Annotated in this window: 14 protein-coding genes; 11 read left to right on the forward strand and 3 right to left on the reverse strand. The window is 64.7% G+C overall.

Annotated features, from left to right (window positions below; translation table 11 throughout):
• Positions 1–7: 7 nt before the first annotated feature.
• The 7 genes from P0Y59_01350 (at position 8) to P0Y59_01380 (ending at position 5,097) form a co-directional block, all read left to right on the forward strand.
• Positions 8–526, forward strand: coding sequence for a cupin domain-containing protein (locus P0Y59_01350; GenBank protein ID WEK00371.1), 519 nt, complete (start codon positions 8–10; stop codon positions 524–526).
• A gap of 168 nt (positions 527–694) precedes the next feature.
• Positions 695–928: a hypothetical protein gene (locus tag P0Y59_01355; GenBank protein WEK00372.1), complete on the forward strand. Its 234-nt coding sequence runs from the start codon at positions 695–697 to the stop codon at positions 926–928.
• On the forward strand, positions 925–2,454 hold the full coding sequence (locus P0Y59_01360) for a methyl-accepting chemotaxis protein (protein WEK00373.1): 1,530 nt from the start codon (positions 925–927) through the stop codon (positions 2,452–2,454). Before P0Y59_01355 ends, P0Y59_01360 begins: the two co-directional genes overlap by 4 nt.
• 357 nt (positions 2,455–2,811) lie before the next feature.
• Positions 2,812–3,696, forward strand: coding sequence for a carboxylating nicotinate-nucleotide diphosphorylase (nadC, locus tag P0Y59_01365; protein WEK00374.1), 885 nt, complete (start codon positions 2,812–2,814; stop codon positions 3,694–3,696).
• Positions 3,697–3,757: 61 nt separating this feature from the next.
• The gene (locus P0Y59_01370) at positions 3,758–3,916 is read left to right on the forward strand and encodes a hypothetical protein (GenBank protein ID WEK00375.1); all 159 of its coding nucleotides are present in this window, start codon (positions 3,758–3,760) and stop codon (positions 3,914–3,916) included.
• A 54-nt stretch (positions 3,917–3,970) separates the two neighbouring features.
• Complete coding sequence (locus tag P0Y59_01375) at positions 3,971–4,387, forward strand: hypothetical protein (GenBank protein WEK00376.1); 417 nt, start codon at positions 3,971–3,973, stop codon at positions 4,385–4,387.
• On the forward strand, positions 4,384–5,097 hold the full coding sequence (locus P0Y59_01380) for a ribonuclease T (protein WEK00377.1): 714 nt from the start codon (positions 4,384–4,386) through the stop codon (positions 5,095–5,097). The genes P0Y59_01375 and P0Y59_01380 overlap by 4 nt, the downstream gene beginning before the upstream one ends.
• Before the next feature lie 219 nt (positions 5,098–5,316).
• On the opposite strand, the gene P0Y59_01385 is transcribed toward P0Y59_01380, so the two are convergent.
• Positions 5,317–5,727 (reverse strand): DUF4112 domain-containing protein, encoded by a 411-nt coding sequence (locus P0Y59_01385; protein ID WEK00378.1) that lies wholly within the window; start codon positions 5,725–5,727, stop codon positions 5,317–5,319.
• Positions 5,728–5,754: 27 nt separating this feature from the next.
• Positions 5,755–7,206 carry an ABC transporter substrate-binding protein gene (locus tag P0Y59_01390; protein WEK00379.1) on the reverse strand — a complete coding sequence of 484 codons (1,452 nt, stop codon included), beginning with the start codon at positions 7,204–7,206 and terminating at the stop codon, positions 5,755–5,757.
• A gap of 890 nt (positions 7,207–8,096) precedes the next feature.
• On the opposite strand from P0Y59_01390, the gene P0Y59_01395 reads away from it, so the two are divergent.
• Genes P0Y59_01395 through P0Y59_01410 form a run of 4 tightly spaced genes read left to right on the forward strand, consistent with a single transcriptional unit; the run spans position 8,097 to position 11,976 of the window.
• Positions 8,097–9,002 (forward strand): GDSL-type esterase/lipase family protein, encoded by a 906-nt coding sequence (locus P0Y59_01395; GenBank protein ID WEK00380.1) that lies wholly within the window; start codon positions 8,097–8,099, stop codon positions 9,000–9,002.
• Positions 8,999–10,234, forward strand: coding sequence for a GDSL-type esterase/lipase family protein (locus tag P0Y59_01400; GenBank protein WEK00381.1), 1,236 nt, complete (start codon positions 8,999–9,001; stop codon positions 10,232–10,234). The genes P0Y59_01395 and P0Y59_01400 overlap by 4 nt, the downstream gene beginning before the upstream one ends.
• A 2-nt stretch (positions 10,235–10,236) precedes the next feature.
• Positions 10,237–11,649 carry an MBOAT family protein gene (locus P0Y59_01405; GenBank protein WEK00382.1) on the forward strand — a complete coding sequence of 471 codons (1,413 nt, stop codon included), beginning with the start codon at positions 10,237–10,239 and terminating at the stop codon, positions 11,647–11,649.
• Positions 11,650–11,658: 9 nt separating this feature from the next.
• Positions 11,659–11,976, forward strand: a complete 318-nt coding sequence (locus P0Y59_01410; GenBank protein WEK00383.1) for a hypothetical protein — start codon at positions 11,659–11,661, stop codon at positions 11,974–11,976.
• Positions 11,977–12,021: 45 nt separating this feature from the next.
• Here the strand turns inward: P0Y59_01410 and P0Y59_01415 are convergent, their stop codons facing one another.
• Positions 12,022–13,599: an EAL domain-containing protein gene (locus P0Y59_01415; protein ID WEK00384.1), complete on the reverse strand. Its 1,578-nt coding sequence runs from the start codon at positions 13,597–13,599 to the stop codon at positions 12,022–12,024.
• Between the last annotated feature and the right edge of the window lie 425 nt (positions 13,600–14,024).

Raw genomic sequence — 14,024 nt, forward strand, 5'->3', positions numbered from 1 at the left:
TAGGGCCATGTTCTTCCGCAAGAAAAAAGCGACGCGGGACTTCGCCGACGCGCCGGTTGCGACCACGCCGTTCAGGCGGATCGTGACCGGGCATGATCGCGCCGGCTGGTCGATCCTGCGCAGCATCGATACGCTCCGGCCGGTCACCACTGGCACGGGGGAGGCGGCGCTGGCGCAGGTCTGGTCGACACCGGAAGTGCCGGCCAACCTCAATGACGATAGTGACGGGACCCGCGGGCCGGGGGATGAGGGCGGCTCGATGATCCGCGTCGTCGATTTCCTGCCGGGCCGTAAATCGCGGATGCACCGGAGCTGGTCGATCGATTATGCGATCGTGCTCGACGGCGAGATCGAGCTTCAACTCGACGGCGGCGAAGTTGAGCATCTCGAGACCGGGGATATCGTCGTGCAGCGGGGCACCAGCCATCTCTGGCGCAACCCAGGCAGTGAGCCGTGTCGTGTCGTCTTCGTGCTGATCGAAGCGATTCCCGTCGCGATCGAGGGGCATTTGCTTCGGGAGGAATAGCCCGTCCGCGCCAGTCTCGGCCCCTCGATGAGAGAGGAAGGGCATGCGCAAATGGTTAGCATTTCTCTAACTATTACCACCTAATCGGCGGGAATGTTCCCTGCGACGCCTATGTTTTCCCACTCGTGCGTACTGATGCAAATAGCCGGAATCCTTCTGGTTTTTGCGATGCTTGCCTTTTATCCGCCGGCAACGGGGCGGATGATCCTGATCCCGCTCGGGGGCGATCCCGCTGAGGCTCTGTCCTTCGCCCTTCGCGGTGGCGCATCGCTGGTCGGCCACGGCCCTTTTGCCGGATCGGTCGTGATCGATGGCCATCGCGGAGACTTTGTGAATACGCTCTACCGTCATCATATCCTGATGCTGGCGGCCCCCGCTGCGGGTTGTGGGGCCACGGCGTGAGCGTCGTCGACCTGGATCGCCTGCGTCGGCGCGGCTTGAGGATCCTGGTGGTATCCGCCTGGCTGTGCGTGGTTGCGCTGCTCTCGATCGGACTGGCGCAAGGTGCCGCAAGCACCAGTGCCGTCGTCCTGATCGCGATCGCTGCTAATACCGCGCCGACCGTCATGGTGCTGCGCCGTCGCTACGACCGGAATGCGCGCCTGCTCATGGGCAGCCTGGCCGGACTGTACCCGGCGCTCGGCCTCTATCTGCTCGCCGGCCATCCGTGGCAGATGGACGGGCATATGTACTTCTTCGTGGCGCTCGCCGCGCTGATCGTGCTCTGCGACTGGCGGCCGATCGTGCTCGCGGCGGCCCTGATCGCCGTCCATCACCTGTTCCTGCAATATCTTGCGCCCGAATGGGTATTCACTGGCTCGGGCAATTTTGGCCGCGTCGTGATCCATGCTGTGGCGGTGATCCTGCAATGCGCCGTGCTCAGCTACGTCGCGATTCAGCTTCGCGGATTGCTGATCCGCCAGGCGGAGGCACGGCAGGAGAGCGAGAGGCTCGCGGCCGAAGCGATCGAAGGACGTCGCGAGACCGAGGCTGCGATGGTCGCTACACGAGCTGCGGAGTCCCGCGAAGCAGACGAGCGGCACCGGCGAGAAATATTGGAGGCTGAGGCTGCGGACCAGCGACGCGAGGAAATGCTCGCGCTTGCCGAGGCCTTTCATGCCTCGGTCGCCGAGATAGTCGGCGTCGTCGGCACGGCATCGGCGGAATTGGAAGGCTCAGCCCTGGCTCTCAACGAGCTCGCCCGCCGCGCCAGTCGCGAGACCAACGACACGGCGCAGGTCGCCTCCCGGTCCTCCGCCACCGCACGCGCGCTCGCGTCCGGGGTCGAGGAACTGACGACATCGATCCTCGCCATTGCCGCAACGGTCGACCAGCAGGCGAAGCTGAGCGGTGACGCGCGGGCCATCTCTACCGCCGGCCACAACGCGGTGGGGGCGCTCGCCGAACGCACCACCGCGATATCGCGCTTCGCTGAATCGATCAGCGACATTGCCGGGCGCACCAATCTGCTTGCGCTCAATGCCACGATCGAGGCTGCGCGCGCCGGCGATGTCGGGCTTGGCTTCGCGGTCGTCGCGACTGAAGTGAAGCAACTCGCCGGCCAGACTTCGGGCGCGACGGGTGAGATCCGGCTACTCGCCGGTTCGGTAAAGGGCGGGGCCGACATCGCCTGTGATGCGCTTCAGGAAATCGAGTCGACGGTCGGGGAACTGGCCGAGGCCGCGCAGGAGATCAGGGTCGCGGTCGACCGCCAGCGCGTGACTGCCAGCCTGATCGAAGCGACTGCGCGCGATACCGCGTCGGGGGCGGGTCTGATGACCGAGCGGATCGCCGGCGTTGTCGCGGTCGCTGGCGATACGGAGAAATTGTCCGGTCGTGTGTCGGGCGCCGCCACGAGCCTGTCCGGCACGGCACGTGACCTGCAACAGGCCACCGAGCAGTTCGTCGCTCAACTCCGCGCTGCCTGAAGCGTGGAAGATCTGACCGGGCGTGTAGCCCGGCAACGCGACGTGCCACCTGCGTGGATGGCATACCGGCTTAGCTGTCGCAGAATCGGTGGTGGAGTCCTCGGGCCAGCCCGCCCGGCCGATAGGGGCATCAGCCGGCGACCACCAAGAGCTGCGGTTTCGGCACCGGCAGCACGAACCCCTCCGCCGCGGCGAGCATGAAAAAATTGCCCTGATATTTGCTCGGGGCAGTCCGTGAATCATCCTCGGAATAACGTTTGCGACTTCGTCGAGATCGTGGATTCAGGCTCGGACAGGCTGTCCCGAGCCGCGACAATATGCCAGACCCCGCCGGGCTGATCGGGAGCAGGGCGAATCATGAGCTCGGATGTAATTTGCGATGTGCGGGAAGACCGCACCTTCTTCATCGATCGCTTCGATCTCGACGCCTTTGTTGCGGCGACGCTGGCGGAGGATCTGGGCGACGCGGGGGATATTACCTCGATCGCCGTGATTCCGGCGGATGCGCGCTTCACCGGCGTGATGGACAGTCGGGATGCGATCGTCGTTGCCGGCCTGCCCATTGCGGAGGCCTTTTTCCGCGCGCTCGACCCGGAGGTACGGATCGAGCGGCTGGTACAGGACGGTGACAGGGTCGCGGCCGGCACTGATCTGATGCGACTTGAGGGCAGTGCGCGCGCGATGCTCACCGCCGAGCGCTCGGCGCTCAACACGGTGCAGCATCTCTCGGGCATCGCGACGCTGACGCGCAGCTATGTCGACAAGATCCTCGGTACCGGCGCGATCCTGCTCGACACCCGCAAGACGATTCCCGGACTGCGCGTGCTGGAGAAATATGCGACGCGCATGGGTGGCGCGACCAATCATCGCATGGGCCTGTGGGATGCCGCGATGATCAAGGACAACCATGTCGCGGTCGCCGGCGGCGTCGGCGAGGCGGTGCGCCGCGCGAAGGTCGCGGGGATCGGGCGAATCATCGTCGAGGTCGATTCGGTCGACCAGATCGAGCCGGCGCTGGCCGCGGGTGCCACGCATCTGCTCCTCGACAATATGGACCCGCCGATGTTGCGCGGCGCCGTCACGCTGATTGGCGGCCGCGTGCCGGCAGAAGCATCGGGTAAGGTTCGCCTGGAGACGATCCGCGCCATCGCTGAAACCGGGGTGACCTATATCAGTGTCGGCCGGCTGACCCAGTCGGCGCCCGCTGCGGATATCGGCCTGGATTTCACCGCTGCCCGCTGACGGTTGCGTGAGAACAAAAGAGGACTAAGCTGGCGACGATAACGTCGGGAGAGGGCGAGTCGTGGAACGGGCGAAATCGATCGTGATGCTTGAGCGCGGCTATCTCGGCGCGGTCGCGCCAGGCCCGGTGTGGCCGGCGCTGCGGTCGGTCGCGATCTGGTTCCTCTTCCGACTGGATACCCGGGCCTGGTTCGGCGAGAAGCTGGAGGGCAGCGCCTGAAGCGAGCGTCGGTCGGCGGGTCGACATCATGGAATCAACCGGGGGAAAGAATCGATGATCAGGCCGACGTCCATCATCCAGTTCGAACGTTTCTATCTCGCCGCGATCGGCGTCGATGCCGTCAATACGATCCTGTCCTGGTCCGACCAGCAGGAACGGGCGTTGTTGCACCACCAGATGTTTGGTGACCTTACCCTGCCGTTGACGACGGTGGCTGGATTCAGCCTCGCATTATTGCTGTGGTTCCTCGTCGCCCGGCAGGGCAGCGCCATCGCCAAATGGGCTCTCGCCATCTTCGTGGGGCTGGCCCTTGCCTGGACGCTTTATGCGATTCCGACCGGCCATTATTCGATTGGGCTGAGCGGCCTGCTGGGCCTTTTCTCGACGGTGCTCCAGGCTTATGCGGTCGCGATGTTGTTTCGCGGCGACGCCAGGCCCTGGTTCGGTGCAAAGACGGGAGCTGGCGCATGAAGTCCCTATCGATCGTCACGGTTCTGCTCGCCGCCATGCCGGCCGTCGCCGGGGCCCAGGCCTATAAATGCGAGGTTCCTGCCAATCTCGCGCGTCCGCGTCCGGATTTGCCGTCGCGGAGCGAGCCGAAGCGTGTGTTGCCGATCGGCGGCTATACGCTCGCCGTCACCTGGGTCCCGCAATATTGCCATGAAAATGCCCGCAGCCCCTCGGCCCGGCTGGAATGCGGCAGCGGCAATCGTTTCGGCTTCACGCTGCATGGGCTCTGGCCGGATGGCGTGGGCAAGGAATGGCCGCAATATTGCACGCCGACCGCGCTCCTGCCGCGCAAGCTGGTCAGCCAGCATCTCTGCGCGACACCGTCCGTGCAATTGCTGCAGCACGAATGGGCAAAGCATGGCACGTGCATGCGCACGACGCCCGCCGCCTATTTCGCGCGCTCGACCGGTCTCTATGCGAAGCTGCGCTATCCGGACATGGACGCGCTCTCCAGGCGCCCGGCGTTGACGGCCGGCGGCTTCGCCGAGGCGATGGCCACCGCCAATCCCGGTTTGCCGGCGGCGGCGATCCGCGTGACCGCCAACCGTCAGGGCTGGCTCGACGAATTGTGGATCTGCCTCGACAAGAGCTTTGCCTATGAGCGGTGCAAGGCGGGGAGCGGCGGCTTGCCGGCAAATGCAGCGCTCAAGATCTGGCGCGGACCACGCTGAGGCGCAGTTTCGGTTTCGCCGGCGAGTAATGTGCTCGCAATCGGCGCCCATTATTCCGTTCGTGCCGAGTAGGGGCGAGCAGGCGAAGCCGTACCGAGAGCCTGTATCGAAGCACGGGTAGCTCTTGAAACGCTTGCCCGTCGATACGCCATCTCGACAGGCTCGATGGCTATTCGGGGCGAACGGACGAGGATAAATGCGCAGCGATCCAACTGATCGCTATTGATCGATCACCGCGGACGACGGGTGGTGTTTGTCGAGATGGCGCTTGATGATGCGCAGGTTGCGGGTGTTCGACCGGAAGAAGAAATCCGGCACCGCGCCGACCCATGGGATCAGGCCGAGCAGGAAATCCACGCCGATATTGCCCGCCATCCGTGCGATCTGAGTCTTGGACATGCCGAGATTGCGCGCTTCCCACGCCATCCAGCTCCCCATCAGCGCGGCGATGACCCCGCCGCCGATCGGGATGATGTCCAGGATCACGTCCAGCCCGACCCTGCGGTTGATGCCGGGAATGACGAACAGCCCTTCGAGCAGATGCTCCATCGCCACGACGCGCTTCCGTACTGACGCGGCATCGCGACCGGTCAGGTCGCCTGCGATCTTGCCTAGGGAATCGGGACTCATTCTGGTCGCGCGGTTGGCCATGTCACCTCATTTGGTGTCGTTACGCAGGTGATTCAACGGGTGCCACGCCCGGGAGTTCCCCTGCCATTGCCCCAGCCGGAGGGCGACAAGCGACCAGCGCAGCGGGCGCGCGATCGGAATATAGGCGATATCGGCCGCCAGCGCCGCATCAGCTTCGGCGATATGCGCGGCGCGGAGTTCAAGCGTGGGCGCGTCGCGGGCCGTCTCGATCGCTGCCTGTGCCTCCTGGCCGCACGGCTGGCACGCCGTGGCAAGATACCAGCGTGCACTGTCATAGGGGGCGACGGCGTCGATCAGCCGAAGATCCGCATCGGCATCGATTGGCACCCGTTTCGTTTCGATGCCGATCCTGTTCAGCCCGGCCGTGACGATGCCATAGACGATGGTCGCCCCCGGGCCGTGTGGCAGCGCGATGCGAAGCGTCAGAGTTTCGCCATGCGCCGTCCGCCAGGCCCTGATTCGATCGAGGGCCGGCATGTCGTCGGGAGCCGGCGGATCGGCCCAGGCCGGGGTGGCGGGTCCCGATGCGGAGTCGAGCCGGTCAGGCAGGAGCTGGGTCGTCAAGTTCCAGGAGGGTAGAAAGGCGCTGACGATCGCCTGGCGGTCGACCGATCGGGCCACCACCGCACGGTTGTCGGCATCGGCAAGGAAGCCCTCGCGGTTGACGATCGCGAGGCCGAACAATCCTGCCGCAGGGTCGACTTTCTGATTGGCGGGCGCGATCTCCGCGGCGGCGAGCAGTGGCCAGTCGGCGAAAGTGCCGCCGGTTACCAGATCCGAATCCCGCGCGGCGAAACGTGCGATGGCGCGCGAGGCGCGCTCGCCGATCAGGCGGACATTCTGTTCGGGCCCCGGCTCGGCCGCATCGTCGTCGGGCGAGCGCAACGGGTCGAACGCCGGGCGCAGCATCACCCCGTCCCGATAGGTGGCGATAATACGGAACGGACCGGTTCCGCCGGGCGGCCGCGCCCGGAACAGAGCCATCTCGGGTTGAGCGAACAGCTTGAGCAGATCGGGGCGGGGACGCTTCAGCCGCACTTCGATCACCTGGGGTGTCATCTCGACGATCTCGTCGATCGCGCTGAGGAACGGGAGAAGGGGATTGCGCGATTGTGCCGCGATCTGGCGGCGGAGGATCGCCACCACTTCTTCGGCAGCGACCGGGCGGCCATCGCTCCATTCGGCATCGCGCAGGCGGAAGATGTAGCTCATGCCCTCGTCGATCACGATCCAGCGCTCGGCGATGCCCGGTTCGATCTGCCCCGAGGCGTCGAAACGAACCAGGCCCTGCGCGGTTGAGTCCACCAGCAGGCGGGACGATGTGCCGAGCGACCCCAGGGATGAATCGGCCAGTGCGGGGACGCCGCCGATCGCGCTGGCCACGACCGGGCCGGCATCCGATCGCCGGCCGCACCCCGCAAGCAGAAGCGCGATGAGGAGAAGGTGGCCTGTTCTCATCGAGTATCCCGGTACAGCAAGCGGCTTGGGTGGATGTTCATCTCGTTATCCTGCCATCCTCGCACGTCAGGCGCCACCAGCGACCGACTCATCATAGTGATAGCCTTCGAACTGGTCTTGGGCGACGCGCAGCGAGGTCGGAGATTTTCCGCGGATCGAGCTTCTTCACCTCGTCGTCCGATAGTCGCCCGAGTCCGGGTGCGGGGCACGTCGGCGCGAATCGCAGCCGCCTGCCAGCAGGAACAGCGACGCAGTGCTGGCGAGCAGGTTTAACAAGCGCCTCGGCCTCGGCCGAAACCCCGTCCGGTCGGGGCGATTCCGAGGAGGCGAAGGGGAAATCAGCCCGGTTCCTATTGCCTTGTATGCCGAGCTTCCACCTGCCGTCATTCGAGCTCGAAACGGGCGTGGACAATAGTCGAATCGGTCGGATTCGATCAGCGAATTCGCATTGATTCCGTGCTCGACACTGTGAGGCTTCACGGTGAATCCCACTTCTTTTGTCGAGGCTATTGCGGATGATGATCGCATTGAAATTCGTATCTATTCTATCCATTGAAATTGTCCGGGCGCGTCGGAATGATTATTCCAGAATCTGCCAGGCCCGGTATCGTGTTCAGTATAACTAAAGTAAAATTTGATGAATCCAAATAATATTATCTGTACGTATTTATGGTATCTGCGCACAAAGTTGCCGGGGTGCCGTAAAAAATTGCAAATGCCCGATACGCTGTAGACAAGTGCTGGTGAATGGGCGCATGAACGCGCTGTTCAACAGAACATATGCTCCCATAGAAAGTATGATCCCCGTGTCGCATGGTACAGCGCAAGTGCCGCAGGCTGCTGCGCACTATCCGGAACTGCGGTCTCCGACGATCCGCCCTTTGCTGCGCATGCTGTTTGACCGGACGGCGGTACTCCTGCTGGGCACCGCGGTAGGGGCTGCGATAGGCTGGGCGTTCCAGGCCGGTAGCGAAGCCTCCGCGGCAGCGGTTCCCCCCCCGGCCCGGCCGGCTCCATATCGCCCGGCAACATCTCCGACTCAGTCGGAGGACGCCCTGGTGCGGCAATATGCGATGCCATTCCAGCAGCTTGTGAAGACGGTCGCGGCGGGCAACCGGATCAGGATCGGCGTCTTCGGCGACAGCTTCGGTGATGGCGTGTGGTGGGGGCTCGCACAGCAATTGCCGGGCAAGGCCGGGTTCGAAGTGGTCAAGTTCAGTCAGCCGGCCACCGGCTTCACTCGCTACAAAAGCCTGAACCTGGAGACTCACGCGACCGAACAACTTGGGGATGCGCCGCTCGACATCGCAATCATCTCGTTCGGCGCGAACGATGCGCAGGGGATCATCACGCCCGAGGGCAAATATGCCAAGTTCATGGGGCCGCTCTGGCAGCAGGAGGTCGGTGGACGGCTCGATCGTTATGTCGCGCTGATGCGGCGTCATCATGCGATGGTCTATTGGGTCGGGCTGCCGCGCATCGGCAAGGAAGCGCTCGACGCCGACGTCATGGCGATCAATGATTTCTACGCGACGCGGATGGCGAAGCTCGGCGTGCCGTTCATCGATACGCGCCCGGTCGCTTCCGACGCGCGGGGCAATTTCGCGACCTATCTCAATGATCCGAAGTCCGGAAAGCGAACGCTGATCCGAGCGGCCGATGGCGTGCATATGTCGATGACCGGCTATATCTGGATCACGCGGGACCTTGCTGGCCGTATCCGCAGCTATGCCGATGCAGCGCGCGCCGTGGTCGGCACGTCGACCACCGGCGGGGGCAGGGAAGCCGGCAAGTGAGGCCGGCGCTGCTGATCCTCGCCTCGCTGTCGGCACCGGCGGCTGCATCGACCTGCGCCGGGGCGCTTTGCAACCCCGAAGCGCTGGCGCCTTACTTCGTCAGGCTGACGGCAGCCGTCGAAACGCGGGGCGCACCGCCCGTCCACATCCTGCAGATCGGCGATAGCCATACCGCTGGCGATGCCGTGACCGGTGGGTGGCGCGATCTGCTGCAAGCACGGTTCGGCGGTGGCGGGCGCGGTGTGTTGCCGCCCGGCCGGCCCTATGATGGTTATGTCACCCGGGGCGTGACTGCCTCGATGTCGCCCGGCTGGGCGATTGGCGCGACTTTCGGCAAGGGCGCTGTCGCGCCGCGGCCGTTGCTCGGCCTTTCGGGCTTCAGCATGGCGGCGATGCGGAGCGGGGCCAGCATGGCACTGAATGCCGCACCGGGCATGGGCTTCGACCGGTTCGTGCTGTGCGCGATTGGCGGGCCGGATGCTGGCGGGGTAAGCGTCCGGTTCGACGGGCAGGATCAGGGGCGCCTGGATTTCGCAGCTCCGTCGTCCCGGCCGATCTGTCGGACGATCCGGTCGACAACGTTGCGTGCGTCGGTCGAGATCATCGCCGCCTCCCGATCGCTGACGATCACTTCCTGGGCCACTTTCCACGATGATGGCGGCGTCGCGCTGTCCAATCTCGGTGTGGTCGGGTCGCAACTCGCGCATTTTGCGCGGACCGACGATGCGGTCGTCGCTGAGGAACTCAAGGCCTACCGGCCCGACCTGATCGTACTTGCTTTCGGCACGAACGAGGGTTTCGCGCCGCATTTCGATCCCGTCGCATTCGAGGCCGTGCTGCGCTCGCAGATCACGCGCCTCCGCCTGCTCTCGGGCAACGTCCCGATGCTGTTGCTGGGCGCGCCGGACTCGCTCAGCCGCCAGCCCGCGCTTCGCGCGAACGCGCCCGGTGCACTGACCGGTTGTGAGGGCGCGGATGAGCAGTCCATGCTGTTCGCGCCGCCAGCGCTGGCCGCGGTGCGCGAGATCCAGCGCCGGGTGGCGGGCGACATGGGCGTGGCCTGGTGGGATTGGCAATCGCGGATGGGTGGCCCCTGCGCTGCCCGCAACTGGGTCCAGCGCGCCGCCCCATTGATGCGGCGCGACTATGTCCATTTCAACAATGCGGGCGGACTGGAGGTCGCGCGGCGGCTCCAGGCCGACCTCGACAGGGGAGCCGCGACCGCGGAATAATCATGCTGTTTCCCACGCTCACCTTCGGCGTTTTCTTTCTCGTCGTCTTCGCCATGGTCTGGTCGGTGCGCTCCAACGAGTGGCGCAAGCTCCTCCTGCTCGTCGCGAGCTGGGTGTTCTATGGCGCCTGGGACTGGCGGTTTGTACCGCTGCTGATCTTCTCGGCGCTGATGAACTGGGCAGTCGCGGCCGGGCTCGCGAGCGATCGCTTCGCCGGCCGGCGCAAGCTCCTGCTGCTCTGCGGCGTCGCGGCCAATCTGATCATCCTCGGCTTCTTCAAATATTTCGACTTCTTCACGGAACAGGTCGGCGCGACGCTCGCCGCGATCGGGTTCGAGCGCGACCTGCCGATGCTGCGGGTGATCCTGCCGATCGGCATCTCCTTCTTCACCTTCCAGGGCATCAGCTATGTCGTCGATATCTATCGCCGGCGGGTTCAGCCGGCAGCGCTCCTCGACATCCTGCTGCTGATGTCGTTCTTCCCGCACCTCGTCGCGGGACCGATCGTTCGCGCGGCGGATCTCGTGCCGCAATTCCAGTCGCGCCCGAAGCTCGACCGGTCGATGGTGTCGATGGCGCTGCTGCTCATTGTCTGGGGATTGTTCAAGAAGACGGTGATCGCCTCGGAACTGGCGGTCGGCTTCGTCGACCCGGTGTTCGCCGATCCAGCATCGCATTCGGCCCTCGACCTTGTCTTCGCAGCCTATGGCTATGCTGTGCAGATCTATTGCGACTTCTCCGCCTATACCGATATGGCTATCGGGCTGGCCGCGCTGCTCGGCTATCGCTTCCCGCGCAATTTCGACCAGCCTTACCGCGCGACCTCGCTGCAGGAATTCTGGCGGCGCTGGCACATCACCCTGTCGCAATGGCTCCGCGACTATCTCTATATCGAGGCGCTTGGCGGCAGCCGGGCAGGGAAGGTTGCCACCTATCGCAACCTGATGGTGACGATGCTGCTCGGCGGCCTGTGGCACGGTGCGAGCTGGACCTTCATCATCTGGGGCGGTCTGCACGGCGGCGCGCTGGCGGTGGAACGCTTCTGGGCGGATCACGCACCGAAGCATTGGCCGCCACTGCCGATTTGGGCGAGGTTGCTCGTCACCTTCCACGTGGTCGTGCTCGGCTGGATATTTTTCCGGGCGGCGAGCTTCGCCGACGCCATGGCCTATCTCGGCGGCATCCTGAATCCCTTGGGTGGCCCCTCCGGTTTCACCGCGTCGCCGCTGATCGTGCTGCTGGTCGGTCTCGGCCTTGCCATCCACGCCACGCCGACGCGGTGGATAGGCGGCATTGCCCTGCGCATCCGTAGCTTCCCCGCGCCACTGGTCGGCGTCGGGCTGGCGGCCCTGATCCTCGTCGTCGATGCCATGCGTTTCGAAGGCGTAGCCCCGTTCATCTATTATCGCTTCTAGGAAGAAGACATGCCTGCTGCTCAGGAATTCCCCGTGGATCTGCCCGGCCCGGTCTCGCAGGAGCACGAGCTGCGCTGGACGACGATCGTTATCGCCGTGGCCACTGTCTCACTGACCCTGACAAACGCAGCGTCGATTGAAAGCTGGAGCGCTGAGCTGACGCCCGGGCCTCGGGTGGCGCAATTGCTCGACCGTGCCGGCAACTGGCGCGCGACCACCGATCGCGCCGGGCTGGGCAGCCCGCGCGCGACAATGCACCGGATATGGAAACGCCTTGAGCAGGCCTCCTGGCCGGGCGATCCTGCCGGTGCCCAGGCGCGTGGGTGACGATCGATTCCGCATATCTCATTGAGCGGACGCCGTATCCCCGGGTCAGCCTGCCTGATGATGTTGCGAGGCTGTGAACAATGCCCGTGCTTCGTCCGCGGTGACGGGGGTGCTGAACAACTGGCCCTGGCCTTCTTCGCACCCTGTGCCGATCAGGGAAGCTTCCTGGTCGGCGGCATCGATCCCGTCTGCTGCGATGGTGAGGCCAAGGCCGTGCCCGAGGCCGACCAGGGCTTTGACGATGCTCCTGCTTTCAACCTCGCCGACCATGGCATGGATGAAACTCCGGTCGATCTTGATCTTGTCGAGCTTCAGATTGCGCAGGTGGTAAAGGCTTGAATAGCCGGTGCCGAAATTGTCGAGGGCGATACGTACGCCGGCGGCGCGGAGCGCGCCGAGTACCAGTTGCGCATTCTCCATGTCGGCGACCAGTGCGCTTTCGGTGATCTCGATCTCGAGCCGCGTGGGCGAAAGGCCGGCTTCCGTGAGAATGCGCACCATGCGGGCCGCGACAAGCCGATCCTTGAGCTGGCTCGGATAGAAATCGACCGAAACGGTGACATGCGGCGGCCAGTGGTGCGCTGCCTCGCAGGCCTGGCGCAGGATCCGCTCGGCGAGCACATGGATCAGCCCCACCTCTTCGGCGATCGCGATGAAACGCTCGATGGCGATCTCGCCCTGTTCGGGGTCGATCCAGCGCGGAGTCACCTCGAAGCCGGTGATCTCATGGGTCTGGAGGTTGACGGTCGGCTGGTACATCGCCTCGATTCGCCCGGCATCGATGGCGGCACGAAGCGCGGTTTCCATCGCCGCGCGCTCCTGGACACGCAGGTCCATCTCCGCTTCGAAGAAACGCAGTGCGGAGCGTCGTTCGGCCTTGGCGCGGTACAGCGCCACGTCCGCCTTGCGCATCGCCTCGTCGACGGTTGCGGCGTCGCCCGGGACGAGGGCGATGCCGATGCCCGCACCGACACGATGGATCGCCCTGCTGGCTTCGATCGGCAGGTCGAGCGCTTCGATCACGCGCAAGGCGATATTCGTGGCGGCTTCCGGCCCGGCGAGATGCGGTGCAAGGATGGCGAATTCATCGCCGCCGAAGCGCGCGACCATGTCGCCTTCGCGCATTGCAGCGCTCAGCCGGTGCGCGACGACGACAAGCACCTCATCGCCGATGCCATGGCCATGGAGGTCGTTGACCTGCTTGAAACCGTTGAGATCAAGCAGGAACACGCCATGCGAGGCACCCGCGCGCGGCGGCGCGGCAAGCGCGGCGCGAAGAGCATCGTCATATTGCCGCCGGTTCGGCAGGCCGGTCAGCCCGTCCTGATAGGCGAGTTCGCGGGCGTGGTGCTCTGCTGCGATGCGCCTGGCCATTTCCCGCTTCTGAACCAGATATTGGCGGATGCTGTAGAGAAGCAGGGTAACGCCGAGCAGGGCGCCGATGAGCAGCGCTTCATCGAGTTCGATTTCCGCCTGGCGGACACCGATACCGGGCTCGTTGTCGAAGATGTCGATCGCATAGGCCAAGTAGAGCGCGACGAGCGTACCGACGAATATCAGCGACAAATCCCGGATCGTGAACCTGTGGCGAATGATGAAGCTCCAGAGTCGGGCAATACTCATGAGGAATCCTAACCGGCAGCACGTCTCCACCCAAATCGTTGAAAAGTGATGAGTCGAAGGATCAGGTGAACAACAGGGGTCGCACAGGGCGGGGGAGGTGATCTGGTCGTGACCTCTCTACCTCGAGGTGGATCGGTCCCGTGCATCAAGAGGCGCCGGTCGATACAGGGGATGTTGCACCTGCTCACCACGACAAATCCAGGTGATGCCTGTGGCTCGATCCGCCCCCGGAAGAGGCAGTCGGGGCTGAGCAATGGTATATGGTGCGGGCGGGGGGACTCGAACCCCCACAGGCCTTGCGGCCCTACGGATTTTCTTACCAGCTACGGCTTTCGCCGCCGCCCGCTCGGGCGTTTGTGGTCTGGACTATCCCTTCACCGTGCCCCGCATGGCGGGGGGTAGGTGCTGCCCGTCTAGTCTCTACA

The organism is Candidatus Sphingomonas phytovorans, assembly GCA_029202385.1.
GTDB lineage: Bacteria > Pseudomonadota > Alphaproteobacteria > Sphingomonadales > Sphingomonadaceae > Sphingomonas > Sphingomonas phytovorans.

Excerpts from the sequence above, each read along its gene's own strand:
- P0Y59_01350 (WEK00371.1), top strand. The coding sequence starts at position 8 with ATGTTCTTCCGCAAGAAAAAAGCGACGCGGGACTTCGCCGACGCGCCG.
- P0Y59_01355 (WEK00372.1), top strand. The coding sequence starts at position 695 with ATGCTTGCCTTTTATCCGCCGGCAACGGGGCGGATGATCCTGATCCCG.
- nadC (WEK00374.1), top strand. The coding sequence starts at position 2,812 with ATGAGCTCGGATGTAATTTGCGATGTGCGGGAAGACCGCACCTTCTTC.
- P0Y59_01375 (WEK00376.1), top strand. The coding sequence starts at position 3,971 with ATGATCAGGCCGACGTCCATCATCCAGTTCGAACGTTTCTATCTCGCC.
- P0Y59_01380 (WEK00377.1), top strand. The coding sequence starts at position 4,384 with ATGAAGTCCCTATCGATCGTCACGGTTCTGCTCGCCGCCATGCCGGCC.
- P0Y59_01385 (WEK00378.1), bottom strand. The coding sequence starts at position 5,727 with ATGAGTCCCGATTCCCTAGGCAAGATCGCAGGCGACCTGACCGGTCGC.
- P0Y59_01390 (WEK00379.1), bottom strand. The coding sequence starts at position 7,206 with ATGAGAACAGGCCACCTTCTCCTCATCGCGCTTCTGCTTGCGGGGTGC.
- P0Y59_01395 (WEK00380.1), top strand. The coding sequence starts at position 8,097 with ATGCTGTTTGACCGGACGGCGGTACTCCTGCTGGGCACCGCGGTAGGG.
- P0Y59_01405 (WEK00382.1), top strand. The coding sequence starts at position 10,237 with ATGCTGTTTCCCACGCTCACCTTCGGCGTTTTCTTTCTCGTCGTCTTC.
- P0Y59_01410 (WEK00383.1), top strand. The coding sequence starts at position 11,659 with ATGCCTGCTGCTCAGGAATTCCCCGTGGATCTGCCCGGCCCGGTCTCG.
- P0Y59_01415 (WEK00384.1), bottom strand. The coding sequence starts at position 13,599 with ATGAGTATTGCCCGACTCTGGAGCTTCATCATTCGCCACAGGTTCACG.